At 63.7% G+C, this 16,351-nt stretch carries 15 protein-coding genes; 11 read left to right on the top strand and 4 right to left on the bottom strand.

Annotation, left to right across the window (positions count from 1 at the left end; all coding sequences use genetic code 11):
- The first annotated feature begins 25 nt into the window (after positions 1–25).
- From U4Y91_RS22750 to U4Y91_RS22770, 5 genes are all read left to right on the top strand, one after another.
- On the top strand, positions 26–907 hold the full coding sequence (locus tag U4Y91_RS22750; protein ID WP_321806964.1) for an ABC transporter permease: 882 nt from the start codon (positions 26–28) through the stop codon (positions 905–907).
- A gap of 1 nt (position 908) precedes the next feature.
- Entirely contained in the window at positions 909–1,727 is an 819-nt protein-coding gene (locus U4Y91_RS22755) for an ABC transporter permease (RefSeq protein ID WP_321806965.1), read from the top strand.
- An 89-nt stretch (positions 1,728–1,816) separates the two neighbouring features.
- Positions 1,817–2,419, top strand: coding sequence for a MarR family transcriptional regulator (locus tag U4Y91_RS22760; RefSeq protein ID WP_321806966.1), 603 nt, complete (start codon positions 1,817–1,819; stop codon positions 2,417–2,419).
- A gap of 164 nt (positions 2,420–2,583) precedes the next feature.
- Positions 2,584–3,753 (top strand): porin, encoded by a 1,170-nt coding sequence (locus U4Y91_RS22765; protein WP_321806967.1) that lies wholly within the window; start codon positions 2,584–2,586, stop codon positions 3,751–3,753.
- Between the two features lie 666 nt (positions 3,754–4,419).
- Complete coding sequence (locus U4Y91_RS22770; protein WP_321806968.1) at positions 4,420–4,803, top strand: ATP-dependent protease; 384 nt, start codon at positions 4,420–4,422, stop codon at positions 4,801–4,803.
- A gap of 59 nt (positions 4,804–4,862) precedes the next feature.
- Here the strand turns inward: U4Y91_RS22770 and U4Y91_RS22775 are convergent, their stop codons facing one another.
- Positions 4,863–5,612: a PGN_0703 family putative restriction endonuclease gene (locus U4Y91_RS22775; RefSeq protein WP_321806969.1), complete on the bottom strand. Its 750-nt coding sequence runs from the start codon at positions 5,610–5,612 to the stop codon at positions 4,863–4,865.
- 129 nt (positions 5,613–5,741) lie between these two features.
- Positions 5,742–6,659 (bottom strand): LysR family transcriptional regulator, encoded by a 918-nt coding sequence (locus U4Y91_RS22780; protein ID WP_321806970.1) that lies wholly within the window; start codon positions 6,657–6,659, stop codon positions 5,742–5,744.
- 136 nt (positions 6,660–6,795) lie between these two features.
- On the opposite strand from U4Y91_RS22780, the gene U4Y91_RS22785 reads away from it, so the two are divergent.
- Both U4Y91_RS22785 and U4Y91_RS22790 read left to right on the top strand, forming a co-directional pair.
- Positions 6,796–7,560, top strand: coding sequence for an SDR family oxidoreductase (locus U4Y91_RS22785; RefSeq protein ID WP_321807062.1), 765 nt, complete (start codon positions 6,796–6,798; stop codon positions 7,558–7,560).
- A 75-nt stretch (positions 7,561–7,635) separates the two neighbouring features.
- The gene (locus tag U4Y91_RS22790) at positions 7,636–8,427 is read left to right on the top strand and encodes an SDR family oxidoreductase (RefSeq protein ID WP_321806971.1); all 792 of its coding nucleotides are present in this window, start codon (positions 7,636–7,638) and stop codon (positions 8,425–8,427) included.
- 228 nt (positions 8,428–8,655) lie between these two features.
- Here U4Y91_RS22790 and U4Y91_RS22795 read toward each other — a convergent pair whose 3' ends face one another.
- Complete coding sequence (locus U4Y91_RS22795; RefSeq protein WP_044846902.1) at positions 8,656–9,570, bottom strand: glutaminase; 915 nt, start codon at positions 9,568–9,570, stop codon at positions 8,656–8,658.
- A 222-nt stretch (positions 9,571–9,792) separates the two neighbouring features.
- Here U4Y91_RS22795 and U4Y91_RS22800 point away from each other — a divergent pair, with 222 nt between their 5' ends.
- Together U4Y91_RS22800 and U4Y91_RS22805 are read left to right on the top strand one after the other, a co-directional pair.
- Positions 9,793–10,503 carry a response regulator gene (locus U4Y91_RS22800; RefSeq protein WP_321806972.1) on the top strand — a complete coding sequence of 237 codons (711 nt, stop codon included), beginning with the start codon at positions 9,793–9,795 and terminating at the stop codon, positions 10,501–10,503.
- Positions 10,504–10,567: 64 nt separating this feature from the next.
- Positions 10,568–11,698: an ATP-binding protein gene (locus tag U4Y91_RS22805; protein WP_321806973.1), complete on the top strand. Its 1,131-nt coding sequence runs from the start codon at positions 10,568–10,570 to the stop codon at positions 11,696–11,698.
- Between the two features lie 73 nt (positions 11,699–11,771).
- On the opposite strand, the gene U4Y91_RS22810 is transcribed toward U4Y91_RS22805, so the two are convergent.
- On the bottom strand, positions 11,772–14,174 hold the full coding sequence (locus U4Y91_RS22810) for a patatin-like phospholipase family protein (protein WP_321806974.1): 2,403 nt from the start codon (positions 14,172–14,174) through the stop codon (positions 11,772–11,774).
- A 271-nt stretch (positions 14,175–14,445) separates the two neighbouring features.
- On the opposite strand from U4Y91_RS22810, the gene U4Y91_RS22815 reads away from it, so the two are divergent.
- On the top strand, positions 14,446–15,480 hold the full coding sequence (locus tag U4Y91_RS22815; protein WP_321806975.1) for a rod shape-determining protein: 1,035 nt from the start codon (positions 14,446–14,448) through the stop codon (positions 15,478–15,480).
- 334 nt (positions 15,481–15,814) lie between these two features.
- Positions 15,815–15,982, top strand: a complete 168-nt coding sequence (locus tag U4Y91_RS22820) for a hypothetical protein (RefSeq protein WP_321806976.1) — start codon at positions 15,815–15,817, stop codon at positions 15,980–15,982.
- Positions 15,983–16,351 lie beyond the last annotated feature (369 nt).

The raw sequence follows: 16,351 nt of genomic DNA on the forward strand, positions 1-16,351 counted from the left end.
ATCCGTTCAAATGCCCGAGGCAGCGATGCGATCGGTGCTGCCGCAGAATCAGTCCGCACTCGCGCGCGGTCTCGTGTTCGAGCAACTACGGCTTGGCGCGCTCATGGCGCCCGCGCTCGTGCTGGTCCTGGTTGTCCTGATCGCGCCCATCGCGTGGCTAGCCTGGCAGTCGATGTTCAATCTGAGCGGGGCGCTTTCATTCGAGAACTATGCGCGACTCGCGACGCCGGTATATCGGAACGCGTTCATCTCGACCTTCCAGATGTCCGCGCTCGTCACAGTGCTGGTATTGCTGCTAGGCTACCCGCTTGCATACATGCTGTCGCAACTTCCAGCGCGTGTGGCGTCCGCGTGCATGATATTCGTGGTACTGCCCTTCTGGACCTCGACGCTCGTACGCACGTATGCGTGGATGGTGCTTTTGCAACGCAACGGTCTAGTGAACACCTGGCTTGTCAATGCACATCTGATCGATCAGCCGTTGCAGCTCGTGAACAACTTCACCGGCACTGCCATCGGCATGACACATGTGATGCTGCCTTGTCTCGTGCTTCCGCTCTACAGCGCGATGAAGGCGATCGATCCGGTGTATATGCGCGCTGCAGCCAATTGCGGCGCAAATCCGATCCAGGCTTTCTGGCAGGCGTATTTCCCGATGACCTTGCCGGGGCTTTCCGCCGGGATCGTGCTCGTATTCGTGCTGGCTCTGGGTTTCTATGTGACGCCGGCGCTGCTCGGCGGCGGACGCATCAACATGCTGTCGATGCAGATTCAGACCGATGTCGCGATGTCGGGTAATCCCGGGGCAGCGAGCGCGCTGGGCGTAGTGCTCGTGATCCTGACGATGATTGTGCTCGCAGCACTCGGTCGGATCTTCGGGCTCGAGCGCATGTACGGAGGAAAGTGACATGTTCGGTTATGCAACGGATACTCAAATCACCCACGGTCAACGCGTTTGGCTGTACGTATTCTGTGCGCTGGTGATGCTGTTCTTGATCGTGCCGTGCGCGATCGTCGTTCCGATGTCGTTCTCAAATGCAAGCTATCTGGAATTTCCACCGCGCGTGTGGGGCTTGCGCTGGTATCACGCCTATTTCGTGTCGGCCGAGTGGCGCACAGCCACCGTCGTCTCCTTGCGCGTGGCGCTTTCCAGCACGGTGCTTGCGCTTATTCTCGGGACGGCGGCGGCGTACGCGTTGCGCGCCATTGAAAGCAAATGGACGCGTGTGCTGCGCACATTTCTGATGCTGCCGATGATGGTTCCACTCATCCTTGTCGCGATTGGCACATTTTTCGTGTACGCGCGCGCCGGTCTGAACAACACAATAGCGGGGCTCGTGATCGCGCATTGCATGCTTGCGCTGCCGTTCGTCATCATTTCCGTGAACAGCGGGCTGGAAACTTACGACGCGAATCAGGAACTGGTAGCACGTAGTCTCGGCGCATCACGGCTCAAGGCGTTCTGCACAGTGACATTGCCGCAGATCAAGCTGTCGATTTACGCGGGCGCTTTCTTCGCGTTCATGACATCGTTCGACGAAGTCGTGGTCGCGCTGTTCGTCTCCGGTGGCGACAATGCGACGCTCACGCGCCTCATGTTCGAAGACATCCGTGATCAGCTCGATCCCACCATCACTGCGATTTCGACCTTGCTGATCTCGATATCGGTAATCTCGCTGCTCGCCTTGCAGTGGGTGGGTACGCGGCGACGCGCGAGCCGCGCGTGACAGCATGAACAACCTGTCCTTGTGGTAAATACGTGACGTTGTCATGTAAAATTCAACACCAAGGCGAATGGACGGATTGGAGGTAAAACATGGGAACGACGACACGAAATGTAAAGGACCCAGCGGATAACCGCGCCGCTGCCGGCGGGCGAGATAGCCGCGCCTATGGCGATTTGCGCGACCTTGTCTCGTTTCAGTTGCGGCAGCTCACCAACATCTACACCAAGGGCTCGTCGAGCGCGTATGAGCGCAGCTTCAACCTGACGATGAACGAGTGGCGCTGCATTGCGCTTTTGCACGGCAAACGCGGTATGTCAATGAACCGCCTGGCTGAGCACGCACAGTTCGATCGCGGTCTTGCCAGTCGGACCGTTCGGGGACTCGAGGAGCGTGGTTTGCTCGCGCGCGAAGCGGACGCTACTGACGGCCGCGGCGTCATCATCACGTTGACGGCGAAAGGCAAGGAACTCGTCTTGCAGGTGTTTCCGGTTGCGGAGGAGCGCAATACGCGGCTCTTGTCCTGCCTGACGCGGGCCGAGCGAGAATTGTTGCCCGGCATTCTCGAGAAGCTCACACATCAGGCTCGCGCAATGCTCGATCAGGAGCGGGAAGAAGCTGAAGCACACAGCGAGGCCAGGTCCAATTCGCGCGATTCGCCGGATGCTGAAGAAGCCGATCGCTTGCCGGTTTAACGTCCCGTAGCAGCGGGCGGGGCGCTTTTCGTACCTCACGCGCCACGCGCAAAACACGTAACGCGTCAACCAGTGCGCCTCGCAATGAGGCGCGTGGTTTGGCTCGTCCTTTAATAAAATCAGTATTGCGAAATAATAAAGAAGTATCGACCTTGGAGATATCGATGAATAAGTGGATGCTCGCGGCAGGCTTGTCTGTCATGGCGACTGGCGTCGCACATGCTCAGAGCAGCGTTACGCTGTTTGGTCTTATCGATGAAGGATTTAACTACACTAACAACGTTGGTGGGCATCCGCTGTACGCAGCGTCGAGCGGCGATGTGCAAGGCAGCCGCTGGGGAATGCGTGGTTCGGAAGATTTGGGCGGCGGTTTGGCGGCGATATTCAAGCTTGAGTCTGGATTCAACGTCAACAACGGACGCCTGGGTCAGCAGGGGCGGGCGTTTGGTCGTCAGGCATACGTGGGCGTATCGAGCAAGGACTACGGATCGCTGACACTCGGACGTCAATATGATTCGGTGACGGATTATCTGACCTCGCTCACGGCCAACGGAAGCTGGGGTGGCGGCATGCTCTCGCATCCCTACGACAACGATAACACCGACGACACCTTCCGCCTGAGCAACGCGGTGAAGTACGCGAGCGTCGACTACAACGGTTTTTCGTTCGGCGGCATGTACGCATTCAGCAATGACACGAGCTTTGGACTTAATCGCGCCGTGAGTGCGGGTGTGCAATACAGCAATGGATCGTTGACGATTGCGGCCGCCTTCCTCGACATCCTACATCCCAATGCGAACGGCTCGGGCGCTGTATCGATCGGGCCAAACGGCAGCGGCGATGGTAGTTGGACAGCGGACCGCCAGCGAATCTGGGGAGCGGGGATCAACTATGTGGCGGGGTCCGCAACATTCGGTTTCGCCTATACGCGCACCAATTTGTCGCGTCCGACCGACACACAGTACGCAACGCTCGCGCCCGCTACCGCGCTCGGTTCAGCGTCGATGCTCAAGTTCAACAACTACGAGTTGAATGTCAAGTATCAGATCACCCCGGCGTTCTTCGTTGGCGGTATGTACACCTACACGGAAATGACATACAGCGGCTCGACGGGGGGTACCGCCAAGCCGAAATATCATCAGTTTGGGCTGATGGCCGACTATAACCTCTCGAAGCGTACGGATCTGTATGTACAGGCCGCGTATGTGCAGGTCGCGGATGCCGACGCGGTGGCGGGTTCGGGGCTGGAGGTGGCGTCGAATCCTGACACGGCTGGGCCGTCCTCGACGAACCGTCAGGTGATGGCGCGCGTTGCGATCCGGCACAAGTTTTGAGTGACATTTTTGTTTGCGGGCTTCGGCGGATTGAATTGCGGCAAGGCCCGTTTGCCTGGGAGCTGACTTGTCGATTGCAATGGCTTGATCCTCTGTTGAGGGGCAAGATCGACCCGGTTGCCTCTCTGCCCCAGATTCGGACCTACTGATCTTCATTGCTGACGTAAAACCCAGCCCACCCCAATGTTGGCAACGGCCGACGACCCGTCGGCCACCAATCAAAATCCGATGACCGTTGTGCCCCGGGACGCGCCGTGCAATGCGCCATGCAGCGAAGGGCCAGGAAGGGGCGTTTTGAGCAGATAACGGACCACCGGGGAGGTATCCGACGGCGTTCGGTTCGGCCATTACGAGCCATTCACGACCGGCGCCCGCATTGGTGCTCAAGCGCCGGAGTGACGCTTGCGGCGATACGCGCAGAAACTTGTTCTGCGATTTGCCGCGTCCGGTTGTTTTCTTCGCTGTGATTGCAGTGCAGAAAAATGCGAGTCTTGTTGCCGCGAGCGGCCCCGATGAGTGGCGCACTGGAAGGCGTGCCCCCCGCTCACGATGCCTTTACTCCGGTCAACCGGTGGTGCGAGGCGGTGTGTTGCGCCGTCCGGATTCGCGGCACCTGCCCGGGTGCGGCCCGTGCGATGATCTGCCATGACCGACATGAGAGATGGAATGACGACTACCTTCGACGAGGCGACAACGACGGCGATCGCCGCGTTTGCCCAATTGGATTTCTACACGGCTGTGCAAGCGATGCGCGCCGAGGCCGATTACGACCGCGAACTAGACCAGTGGATCTCGCGCTATATCGACGAGCACGGCGGTGGCGCGGACGATGCAGCATACGACGCCCTGCACGCGCAAGCCCAGGCAACCCCGGAATACGCGCAGTTCGTCGATGCGGCTCGCCGGGAAATCCTGGAATACTTCGGCGTGACCGACGATCAACTGGACTGGATGGTCGTGCTGCGCAATGACGACAGCGATGAGCTTTGGGCGGAAGTCAACCGGCAGCGGAGCGCGCTGGGAACCGGTGAAGTGCGCGGCGATCTCTGATCATTGCTTGCCGTTGGGGTCTCAGGTAGGTCGGGCTGGGTGCGGGGCTCGTGTTCCCATCACGGTTCGAACGCTTCGATGATGGCTTGTCCATGTATCGCGATGCGTCCATCAAGTACCGACCAGGTCCCGATCCACTCCCTGTAGCTCGCGGAATGAAACGTCACCGCGTCACCCGCAACTGCTTCTGCAAAGCTGGCAATTTCGTCCCGATGCCGGGCGAGGTGGTCCGGGGCGATGGCATGGCCGGCTCGCGCCGCCGGTTCGGCGAAAAGATAAAACAATGCGGGTGCCCGGTTGCGTCGGCCGCCTTCGGTCACCAAACCGAACGCGTGCTTGACCAGTTGCGCGGCATCGAGGTGAACATACCTCACGTCGCCGGAGCGCAATCGGTCGCGCATCCTTTCGTACCCCTTCATATTGGCGCCCCACACCGGGCGGTCATAGGCGGCTGACAGGCTGACCGTTTTCACGTCCCGGAAAGGCTCAAAACGCTTGCTCTCGATTCCGATGAGGCACTTGGGCGTCTGCACGATGGCGTCGAGCCAGGGATGCCGCCCTCCGGCCCATGGAAATCGCGCGCAGAATTCGACGTCTACCAGCTCCGGAACGCCTGCGTCCTCGAGGCCTTTCAGTGGCGGCAGTTGGCAAGGGCGCTCGATGAACCAGCCAAAGCAATTGACCGCGAGTGCCGCCGAGCTTTCAGGGCTCGAAAACTTGCCGGATTCAATCTCTTTGCCTCCGGCTTTCGCGAGGCGATCAAGCACATGATCGACGGGAATTCCGGATAGAAATGGTTGGCCGCTCACATATCCCCCGTATCGGATCAACGGACAGGCCGAACAGCGGAGCCGGCAAGGCGCTCGCGAGTCGGTTCAGCCAAATATACTGCTCGACGCCCCACACTCGGTCATTGAGTGGGACGAGCAGGCACCTGCTCAATTTTTGTCCTCACGGTCCCACGGGGGCACCCCGTCGAACGCATCGACCAGGAAATCGATCATGACGCGCACCCGGGCGCTCAAATGTCGGCGGCTCGGGTAGACAGCGAGCACGTCGATATCAGGTAGACGATACGCAGGCAACACCTGAACGAGTTTGCCGGTACGGAGATCGTTGCTGATCAGGAACGTGGGTTGCCAAATCACCCCCTGCCCGGCGAGTGCCGCGGCGCGTGCCGTATCGCCGTTATTGGTATGCATGTGACAGTCGACCCTCACCGGGTGGGCTTTGCCGCCACCGTCGATCAGTTCCCACTCATCACCGGTGGCCGCATAGTTGTACCCGATGCAGCGATGCTCGATCAGATCCATCGGCACGCTCGGATATCCGAAGCGAGTCAGGTAGGCGGGCGACGCACACAGAATGTTTTGCGATGTCGCCAGTTTGCGGGCTGCATGGTTGGTCGAGCCGGCGCGCGAGATGCGAATGGCGAGATCGTAGCCTTCGTCGACGATATCCACGACGCGATCGATCAGCCCGATGTCGAGTTCGATTCCCGGGTATTGCTGCATGAACGCCGGCCATAGCGGTGCCAGATACAGAATGCCGAAGCTCACGGGCGCATTGATGCGCAGTCGTCCACGTGGGTCGACCGATGCGGACGACACGAGCCCCTCTGTCTCCGCGACATCTTCTAGGATGGACTTGCAGCGGGCGTAAAGGGTCTCGCCGCCCTCGGTGAGGGACAGCGTGCGCGACGTGCGATTCAGCAGGCGCGTGCCGAGGTGCGCTTCCAGTTCATGCACATACCGCGTGACGTTGGCCGGCGACGTGCCGAGCGCCTCCGCCGCGCGCGCAAAGCCGCCACGGCTCACTACCGTCACGAAAACCTCGAAGGCGCGAAGGCGATCCATACCCATCTTCGATCATTCACAAAAACTTAATGATAGAACCATTTTTTATGCCTTTCTGCAATCAAGGCTGAAGCCTATATTGCTCTCACGGCCAACGCATGGGGCACTGGCCGATGCAGCGGATCAGGAGCTTGAAATGCAACGTTTGACAGGAAAAGTCGCCATCGTGACGGGTGCCAGCGCAGGTATCGGTCGGGCTACCGCAAAGCTGTTCGCGAAGGAAGGCGCCAAGGTAGTCATTGCGGCGCGGCGCGCGGGGGAACTCGAAGCGCTCGCGGCGGAGATCGCCAGCGAAGGTGGCGAAGCTGCATATCTGGCCGGCGACGTGCAGTCGGAGGACTTCGCGAAGGCGCTGGTCGCGCTCGCCGTGAGCCGCTTCGGCCGCCTGGACATCGCCTACAACAATGCCGGTACGCTCGGCGAGATGGGCCCGACCACCGGTATTTCCGAAGCAGGCTGGAACGCCGCGCTGGCGACCAATCTGACCAGTGCCTTTCTGGGCGCAAAGCACCAGATTCCCGAAATGCTGAAGCAAGGTGGCGGATCGATCATCTTCACGTCGACCTTCGTCGGTTACTCGTTCGCGTTTCCCGGCACGGCGGCCTACGCGGCGAGCAAGGCCGGGCTGATCGGCTTGACGCAGGCGCTCGCCGCCGAGTACGGCGCGCAAGGCGTGCGGGTCAACGCGGTGTTGCCGGGCGCCGTGGACACGGAGATGTATCGCGACATGAACGACACCCACGAATCGCAGGCCTTCGTGACCGGGCTGCATGCGCTCAAGCGCGTGGCGAAGCCGGAAGAACTGGCGCGCTCGGTGCTTTATCTCGCATCGGACGATTCGTCCTTTGTCACCGGCACTGCCTCGCTGGTCGATGGCGGCGCATCGATTACGCGTACGTAAACCCGTTGGCGACATCCAGTAGTTCGAGACTCGATGTCGTCACTTCTACTTTGTCCACGGAACAAGGAATCACTCATGGACCTGAATCTGACAGGCAAACTCGCACTGGTGAGCGGCAGCACAGCCGGCATTGGCCTCGCTATTGCCAGCACGTTGGCCCAGGAAGGCGCTCGTGTGATCGTGAACGGACGCTCCCAGTCATCTGTCGATGACGTAGTCGCGCAACTGAAAGCGGATACCGGCGGCGATGTGGTTGGATTTGCGGGCGACCTGAGTACGGCCAAAGCGGCCGACGAACTGGCGCAACGCTATCCGGGTGTGGAAATCCTGATCAATAACCTCGGCATCTTCGAGCCGAAGCCATTCGAAGAGATCCCCGACGCGGACTGGAAGCGCTTCTTCGACGTCAACGTCCTGAGTGGCGTACGCCTCGCTCGCCTGTTTCTGCCGGCGATGAAGCAGGCCGACTGGGGCCGCATTATTTTCATTTCGAGCGAAAGCGGCGTGCAGATTCCGGCCGAGATGATCCACTACGGGGTGACGAAGACCGCGCAGATCGCGGTTGCGCGCGGGTTGGCCGAAGCCGTTGCCGGCACGGGTATCACGGTCAACAGCATCCTGCCGGGGCCGACGAAATCGCGCGGCGTGGGCGAATTCGTGGAGACGCTCGCGAAGGCCGACGGCAAATCGTTCGAAGCGTTCGAGAAGGAATTCTTCGAGAAGGTCCGTCCCACATCGCTCATCAAGCGATTCGGTTCGCCGCAGGAAGTTGCGTCCCTCGTGGCCTATATCGCCAGCCCGCTTTCGTCGGCGACGACCGGCGCAGCGTTGCGAGCCGACGGGGGCGTGATAAAGAGCGCCTTCTAGCTGCGTGGCCGGACTTGCGCCGGCCTATCCGAATTTTGCTCGCTCAATGTTCCGATGCGATGAGTTGACGCGTGCCATTTGTGACGAGCGCAACGTCCGGTTTCGAGAGTGGCGAGCGTGTCCTCCGGGCCGATCGCTGCCCAAGGACGCATTCCCGATTCAACGTGCCGGTGCGTGCCGAATCGATCGTCGCATTGCAAAGAATGCGTTGCGCGTGACTTCTGTCCGTCAAAAAATCGACCTCCCCGTATAAGTCGTCAACCACTCCAGCGCCAACGTCCCCGCCAGCGAGTTCCCGTTCGCATCGAGCCCCGGCGCCCACACGCACACGGCCATCTCCCCCGGCAGCACCGCGACGATCCCGCCGCCGACACCGCTCTTCGCAGGCAAGCCGACGCGATAAACGAAGTCGCCCGCCGCGTCATAGGTGCCGCAGGTCAGCATCAGCGCCGACAGGCGCTTCGCCGAACTCGCATCGACAACCCGCTCGCCGGTAACGGGCGCGACGCCCCCGTTCGCAAGAAACAGCGCGGCCTGCGCCAGCTCCACGCAGTTCATCGTGATCGCGCACTGGCGGCAATACGCGTCGACCACCGTATCGGGCGGCATCTGCATGTTGCCGAAGCTCGCCATGAAGTGCGCCATCGCGCGGTTGCGTTCCGCGTGCTGCAGCTCCGACAACGCGACGCGCGAATCGTAGTCGAGGTCGGTCGCGCCGATCAGCCGCCGCACGAACTCGACGAGCGCCGTCTCGGCCCTGACGAAGCGGCGGCACAGCACGTCGGTGACGACCAGCGCGCCGGCGTTGATGAACGGGTTGCGTGGCTTGCCGCGCTCGCTTTCGAGCTGAACGAGCGAATTGAACGCGGTGCCGGACGGCTCGCGGCCGACCCGTTCCCACAGCGCGTCGCCCAGCAACTGGAACGCGAGCGTGCACGCGAACAGCTTCGAGATGCTCTGGATCGAGAAGCGCTCCCGCGCGTCGCCGACCGTATAAACGTTTCCGTCCAGCGTCACGACGGCCATCCCGAACTTGTCGGCGGGCACTTTCGCGAGCTCGGGAATGTAGTCGGCGACGCGTCCCTGGCCGATCCAGGGGGCGAGTTCGGTGTGGATGCGTTCGAGGATCGGCTGATAGTTCATCGCGTGCGAGGCAGGGCGGGCGGCCCGGTTTCCAAAGAGCCCGTATGGAACCGTTTCGGCGCCGGTTCGTCAAGCTGCGCCAGCAATCGCGCCCTTATTTCTCGGATCTGGCAAACAGGCAAGCGGCGGGCGCAGTATCATGCGGTACGTTTCGACCGATGGCCGGCAGCCGGCGCAAGCCTGCCGCCGCCGCGGTCTCCCCGTACGATCCGACCGTTGCCCATGCCCTTTCGCATCCTGCTCGTCGAAGACGACACCCGCCTGTCCACGCTGATCGCCGGCTACCTGCGCAAGAACGACTATGAAGTCGACACTGTGCTGCATGGTGACGCCGCCGTGCCGGCGATCCTGTCCACGCGTCCGGATCTCGTCATTCTCGACGTGAACCTGCCGGGCAAGGATGGGTTCGAGATCTGCCGCGAGGCACGCAAGCAGTACGACGGCGTGATCATCATGGTGACGGCGCGCGACGAGCCGTTCGACGAACTGCTCGGCCTCGAATTCGGCGCCGACGACTACGTGCACAAGCCGGTCGAGCCGCGCATCCTGCTCGCGCGGATCAAGGCGCAACTGCGCCGCGTCCCCGCGCGCACGGCCGAGGGCACCGCGCCGCAGCCGGAGCGCTACACGTTCGGCCAGTTCTCGATCGACCGCACCGACCGCTCGGTCGTGCTGCCCGGCGGCGGCTCGCCCGACCTCACGTCGGCCGAGTTCGACCTGCTGTGGGTGCTGGTGTGCCATGCGGGGGAGGTCGTCAGCCGCGACGACCTGATGCTGCAGCTGCGCGGGGTCGAATTCGACGGCCTCGACCGCACGATCGACGGGCGCATCTCGAAGCTGCGCCGCAAGCTGCACGACGATGCAGGCAACCCGCAGCGGATCAAGACGATCCGCAGCAAGGGTTACCAGTTCAGCAAGCATGCGTGGGAATGACGCCACCCTGGCGCGACGCCGTCGGCCGCCGCCTCCCCGCATCGCACGATAGCCGGAAGCCGCGATGATCCGACGCACCCGTTCGCACCCCGACGCAGCGCCGCTTTCCGCGCTGCGCTATGTCAAATGGCGCTGGCTGCATTTCCGCCGCGCGTGGACCGACACGCGCGCCGACCGCATTCCGAGCTGGTCGCGCCTGTACGTGCGCACCTACCTGCACCTGCTCGGCCTCGTGCTGCTGACCGCGCTGGTGCCGGCGCTCGCGCTGTGCGTGGTGTTGTCGCCGGAAGTCGTGTGGCACGCGTTCGACGCGCTGCCGGGCGATATCTGGATCGTGCTCGCGTTCGTGTTCACCGCGCCCGCACTCGCCGCGTACCGGTGGATGCGGCCGGTCTGGTCGGATCTCGTGATGGTGCGCGAGCGCGCGATCGATTTCACCGGCGGGCGCTTCAACACGCGCGCACGGGAGTCGCACAGCGTGATCATCGGCCCGCTCGCGCGCACGCTGAATGCGCTCGCGATGCGCATGGAGCGGCTGATCGCCGCGCAGCGCGACCTGACGAACGGGATCTCGCACGAGCTGCGCACGCCGCTCGCGCGCGTGCGCTTCGCGCTCGAGATGCTGCGCGAACCGGGGTCGGCCGCCGAATACCACGGTGCGCTGGAGAGCATCGCGCAGGACGTGACGGAGCTCGAGGAACTGATCGACATGAGCCTCACGTACGCGCGGCTCGAATACAGCTCGCTGCAGTCGAGCCTCGAGCTGACCGCGCCGGTCGCGTGGTTCGAGCATCAGGTCAGCGACGCGCAGCTGCTGTATCCGGAGCGCGCGATCGAGTCGCGCATCGCGATCGCGTCGGACCTGCGCGTGAAGATGGACCGGCGGCTGATGTCGTACGCGATGCGCAACCTGCTGCGCAATGCGAGCAAATATGCGGCATCGCAGATCGTCGTCGGGATCGCGATCGAGCACGGCAACATCGCGATCTTCGTCGAGGACGACGGCCCGGGCGTGCCGGAGAGCGAACGCGAGCGGATCTTCGACGCGTTCGTGCGGCTCGACCGCCGCACCGGCGGCTACGGGCTCGGCCTCGCGATCACGCGGCAGGTGCTGCACGCGCACAACGGCCGGATCGCGGTCGTCGATCCGGCCGAACTCGGCGGCGCGCGCTTCGAGATCAGCTGGCCGATCTAGCCGGCGTCAGGCTGCGCAAGGCGCGGGCGGTGACGCGGCGGATGCCCGGCGTCGCCATCCGCGCGCGCCGCCATCAGTATGTGCGGCCGAGCTGCAGGTAGATGTTGCGCCGGCCGCCCGGCGCGAGCGCGATACCCATGTACAGTGGACCGAATGCGGTCGACAGGCTCGTGAAGAACGTATAGCTCTGCTTGAGCGTGCCGCCGCCGACTTGCACGCCGCTCGACCACACGTTGCCGACTTCCGCACTGGCACCGACCGACAGCGCCTTGATCGGGGACGCGTTGAACGTCATCAGCTGGTTCATGTAGGTCACGTTGCCGTACGCGAGTTCGTTGCCCGTCAGCTGGTCGGCCGCATACGCGGCCAGATGCTGGAACCCGCCGAGCGTGAAGTTGAACGCGTTGAGCAGGTTGGTGCCGCCGATGCTCTTGCCGCCCTCGATCGTGGCACTGACGCTGTGCCGGCCGAACTGCTGCGCGATCATCGCCTTGCCGTAGAGCTCGGTATAGGGCGTATTGGAGATCCCGTCGCCGAACGACTGCGCAGACTGGCTGTTGTGCGACCACAGTGAGCGTTCGACACGAACTTCGCCGAAGTAGCCCCTGCGTGGGAACATCGGATCGTCGAGCTGATCGATGACGAGCCGCGCGCGCGCGGTCAGCGCCTGCGACGAGAAGCTCGGCCAGAACAGCGTCGAGCTGCCGTCATCGAACGGGATCGGCAGGTTGTAGCTCGGCGAACCGTGCCCGGTCGCGTAGCCGATGCCCATCCGGAAGTCGCCGAGCCGCGCGATCGGCAGGCCGAAGTCGAGCCCGGTGCGCGCCGTCTGCATCAGATACTTGTTCAGCTTCACTTCGCCGCTGTCGTCGTACAGGTTCACGTAGCGACGCTGATATTCCGCATAGGGCGAAATGTACAAGCCGTATGCGGCCGGCAACGGCTGGCGCAGTTCGACGCGCGCCGACTGCAGGTCGCTGCCGATCGTCGTGTCCGCGCGGAACTCGAGGCCCGATTCGGTGAGCCACGGCCGCCGGTAGCCGACGTGCAGGCGGAAGCCGCCCTCGTCGGTCGAGCTGCTCGACATCCCGACGCCGAACAGCAGGAAATTCGGCCCCCAGTATTTCTCCCGCGCATCGATCTCGAGCACGTTCTCGTCGCCGTGGCTCACGATCTGCTGCGTCACGCTCTCGAAATTGCCGCCGGTCGTCAGCCCGAGCAGGTCCTGGCTGACGGTCGCCGGATCGTAGGTGTCGCCCGGTTTCACGTGCAGCGCGTCGGCGACGACACGCTTGGGCACGCCGCCGGTCGTCTTGATCTCGATCCGCGTGATGCGGATCGGCGGCGGCAGCGGCTGCGCATGCGCGGACCGGTAGGCCGCGTACTGTTCCGGCGTGAGCGCGAAGTGCCTGAGCCGCGGCAGCGCCGCGGTCGCGGCGGCCGCGCCGGCGGCGATCGCCTGTTTCGCGTTCTGGAAATCGGTGAACGCGAGCGCGCCGAGGTCGGGCGTGAGCAGCACGTCCTGCGCGGCGAGCTGCTTGCGCTGCGACGTCACGTTCTGGCGGATCAGGATGCCGACCATCTGCTGCATCACGTCGGCCGGCGACGCGAGCGCGTCGAGCGGACGCAGCGGCGAGCCGATGTCGACGGCGATCACGACCTTCGCACCCATCTGCCGCGCGGTGTCGACCGGCAGGTTGCTGACGAGCCCGCCGTCGACGAGCGCGCGGCCGTTGATCTCGGCCGGCGCGAACAGGCCGGGCATCGCCATGCTCGCGCGGATCGCGAGCGGCAGCGAACCGCGGTCCAGCACGACCATCTGGCCCGTCTGCAGGTCGGTCGCGACCGCGCGATACGGGATCGGCAACTGGTCGAACGGCTGGTTGGTCGGCACGGCGGCGGTCCAGTTCGCGAGCAGCGCCTGCAGCCGGTTGCCCTGCACGAGGCCGACCGGCGCCTTCACGCCTTTCTTGCCGAAGCCCAGCGTCAGGCTGTTGATGTACAGGCGCTCGTCCTCGCGGCTGGTTTGCGGCAGGTCGGCGCGGTCGGTCACGTCGAACGCGATGTCGGCCAGGTTCACCTCCGACAGCTGCTTCTGCATCTCGTCGGCGGCCATCCCGCTCGCATACAGGCCGCCGACCACGGCGCCCATGCTCGTGCCGGCGATGCAGTCGATCGGGATGCGGTTTTCCTCGAGCACCTTCAGCACGCCCAGGTGCGCGTACCCGCGCGCGCCGCCGCCGGACAGCACGAGGCCGATCGGCGGCCGGCCGGCCGGACCGCCGTCGGCGTTGCAGGTCGATGCGGGCGTGGCGGCGGGGGCGGCCGGTGCGGCGGCAGTGGCCGTCGTCGCGGTGCGCGCGGCGGTGTCGGCGGCCGGCAAGGGCTGCGCGGCAACGGTGCAGCACCACAGCGCAACGAGCGTGGCGCCGAGCCGGCGCACCCCGAGCCAGCGGAGAGAGGCGGTCGCTGTCATGGTGGAATACCTGGCGTGATCGGGCGTCGGGCGCCTGCCGGGAGCAGGCAAGACCGAGAGATTACCGTGTTTTACAAGCGCAACGCGAGCGGCCGATGCGTAGCCGCAGGCCAGCCGAAACGCGTATTCGGCAATTTCGTCGCGAAATAATCATTGGAATTGCTTAAAGTATCGGCACGATTTGCCGCTAAGACCTCAATGGGGCGGCGAAGGCGCGCCGCGGGGATGCGGCCTGGCCGCTTCGGCCGGTTTGTTCAAGAAAAGGGTAACCATGTCGACACCGCTGTTCGGAAAGTTGTTTGCGCAACCCGTTGCGATCGACCCTGGAACGGCGAGTACGCGGATTTATACACACGAGCGCGGCGTGGTGCTGGACCAGCCGTCGGTCGTCTGCTTTCGCAAGGGCGGCGCGTCCGACCCGCGACCGACGCTCGAGGCGGTCGGCGAACTCGCGAAGGCGCTGCTCGGCCGCGAGCCCGGGCATCTCGAGGCCGTGCGGCCCATGCGGCACGGCGTGATCGCCGATGCGCACGCCGCCGAGCAGATGTTTCGGCGCTTCATCGACATGTCGCGCACGCGCTCGCGCTTCAGCCGCCGCGTCGAGGTCACGCTGTGCGTGCCGTCGGATGCGACGGCGGTCGAGCGCCGCGCGATACGCGAGGCGGCGTTCGCGGCCGGTGTATCGGACGTCGAACTGATCGAGGAAGCGCTCGCCGCCGCGCTCGGCGCGGGCCTGCCGGTGACCGAGCCGGTCGGCTCGATGGTGGTCGACATCGGCGCCGGGACGACCGAAGTCGCGGTGATCGCGCTCGGCGGCGTCGTCTATCGCGAGGCGATCCGCGTCGGCGGCAACCAGTTCGACGCGGCGATCGTCAATCACGTGCGCAACCTGTACGGCGTGCTGCTCGGCGAGCAGACCGCCGAGCGCGTGAAGAAGACGATCGGCTCGGCCACCAGCGCCGTGCCGCGCGCGTCGACGCGCGCGATCGGGCGCGGCATCGCGGACGGCCTGCCGCGCTCGATCGAGCTGTCCAACCACGATGTGGCGGACGCGCTGGCCGCGCCGCTCAAGCAGGTGATCGGCGCGGTGAAGTCGGTGCTGGAAAACGCGCCGGCCGAACTCGTGACCGACATCGCGCATCGCGGCGTGGTGCTGACGGGCGGTGGCGCGTTGCTCGCGGATCTCGAACGCCTGTTGCGCGACGAGACCGGGCTGGCCGCGCGGATCGCCGACGAACCGGCCACCTGCGCGGTGCGCGGCGCCGGGGAGGCGATGGGGCGGCTCGCGATGTGTCCGGTGGATTGACGCTGGCCGGGCAGGCCCGTCGATGTCCGTTGAAAATCCTTCGAACCCCGAAGCTCCGGCATGCCGAACATCGTCCGGCTGCTCCGGACACGCTCGACACGCCGTGTCGACCGCAGTGCCTGGCCATGCGCGAGCGGGCCGTGGCAGCATGCCGGGCCGCGTGCCGTGCAAGCCGGCGGCACGCTTCTCCTGAAGTCCGACACCTTTGAACCTGCGTTTCAAGTGGGGCCGCGTGGCCGGGATCGACCAGATGCCGGGCCGCATGCCGTGCAAGCCGGCGGCACGCTTCTCCTGAAGTCCGACACCTTTTAGCCCGCGTTTCAAGTGGGGCCGCGTGGCCGGGATCGACCCGATGCCGGCCGTGTTCGCGTTCCTATGGATCGTCGCGGCCTTCGTGCTCGCCGGATCCGGGATGCGGATGCCGAGCGGGCCGGCCGGCGTCGCGGTCATCGTCGGCAATGCGCGGCCTGTGTCGCCTTATCTGATGAGCGTGTGTTCGTAACCCGGCGTGCCGGCCGGGAGTCGATCGACCTTGCAGCTTTCATTTTTCATTTCAAGGCGGCGGAATCATGTGCGCCGAATTCGAAAGCGCTTTGCAAGTGTGTTGAAAATCCATGCTTTCAATTCTTTAAATAAAATGGGTTCGGATTATTTGCGCAGACTGCAGTCATCATCATTTACATTGAGCCTCGAAAATCCGGCCTGCGATTAGTATGAAATATCGGTGTTTTCACGGATCTCATGGCCCTGGTAACTTTGCCGGATATGACGGAATGACCGAAAAATCCTTTGAATCAGGTCGTTTAACGCAATCGCACGAGTAAAAAATACGTATTCCATCGACCTCGCTCCGATAACCAAACATCGACTG

The organism is Burkholderia sp. BCC1993 (genome assembly GCF_905339865.1).
In the GTDB taxonomy this organism is placed as follows: Bacteria; Pseudomonadota; Gammaproteobacteria; order Burkholderiales; family Burkholderiaceae; genus Burkholderia.

Bases quoted from the DNA above. Each gene is read 5' to 3' on its own strand.
- U4Y91_RS22750 (WP_321806964.1), top strand. From the start codon at position 26: ATGCGATCGGTGCTGCCGCAGAATCAGTCCGCACTCGCGCGCGGTCTC.
- U4Y91_RS22755 (WP_321806965.1), top strand. From the start codon at position 909: ATGTTCGGTTATGCAACGGATACTCAAATCACCCACGGTCAACGCGTT.
- U4Y91_RS22760 (WP_321806966.1), top strand. From the start codon at position 1,817: ATGGGAACGACGACACGAAATGTAAAGGACCCAGCGGATAACCGCGCC.
- U4Y91_RS22765 (WP_321806967.1), top strand. From the start codon at position 2,584: ATGAATAAGTGGATGCTCGCGGCAGGCTTGTCTGTCATGGCGACTGGC.
- U4Y91_RS22770 (WP_321806968.1), top strand. From the start codon at position 4,420: ATGACGACTACCTTCGACGAGGCGACAACGACGGCGATCGCCGCGTTT.
- U4Y91_RS22780 (WP_321806970.1), bottom strand. From the start codon at position 6,659: ATGGATCGCCTTCGCGCCTTCGAGGTTTTCGTGACGGTAGTGAGCCGT.
- U4Y91_RS22785 (WP_321807062.1), top strand. From the start codon at position 6,796: ATGCAACGTTTGACAGGAAAAGTCGCCATCGTGACGGGTGCCAGCGCA.
- U4Y91_RS22790 (WP_321806971.1), top strand. From the start codon at position 7,636: ATGGACCTGAATCTGACAGGCAAACTCGCACTGGTGAGCGGCAGCACA.
- U4Y91_RS22795 (WP_044846902.1), bottom strand. From the start codon at position 9,570: ATGAACTATCAGCCGATCCTCGAACGCATCCACACCGAACTCGCCCCC.
- U4Y91_RS22800 (WP_321806972.1), top strand. From the start codon at position 9,793: ATGCCCTTTCGCATCCTGCTCGTCGAAGACGACACCCGCCTGTCCACG.
- U4Y91_RS22805 (WP_321806973.1), top strand. From the start codon at position 10,568: ATGATCCGACGCACCCGTTCGCACCCCGACGCAGCGCCGCTTTCCGCG.
- U4Y91_RS22810 (WP_321806974.1), bottom strand. From the start codon at position 14,174: ATGACAGCGACCGCCTCTCTCCGCTGGCTCGGGGTGCGCCGGCTCGGC.
- U4Y91_RS22815 (WP_321806975.1), top strand. From the start codon at position 14,446: ATGTCGACACCGCTGTTCGGAAAGTTGTTTGCGCAACCCGTTGCGATC.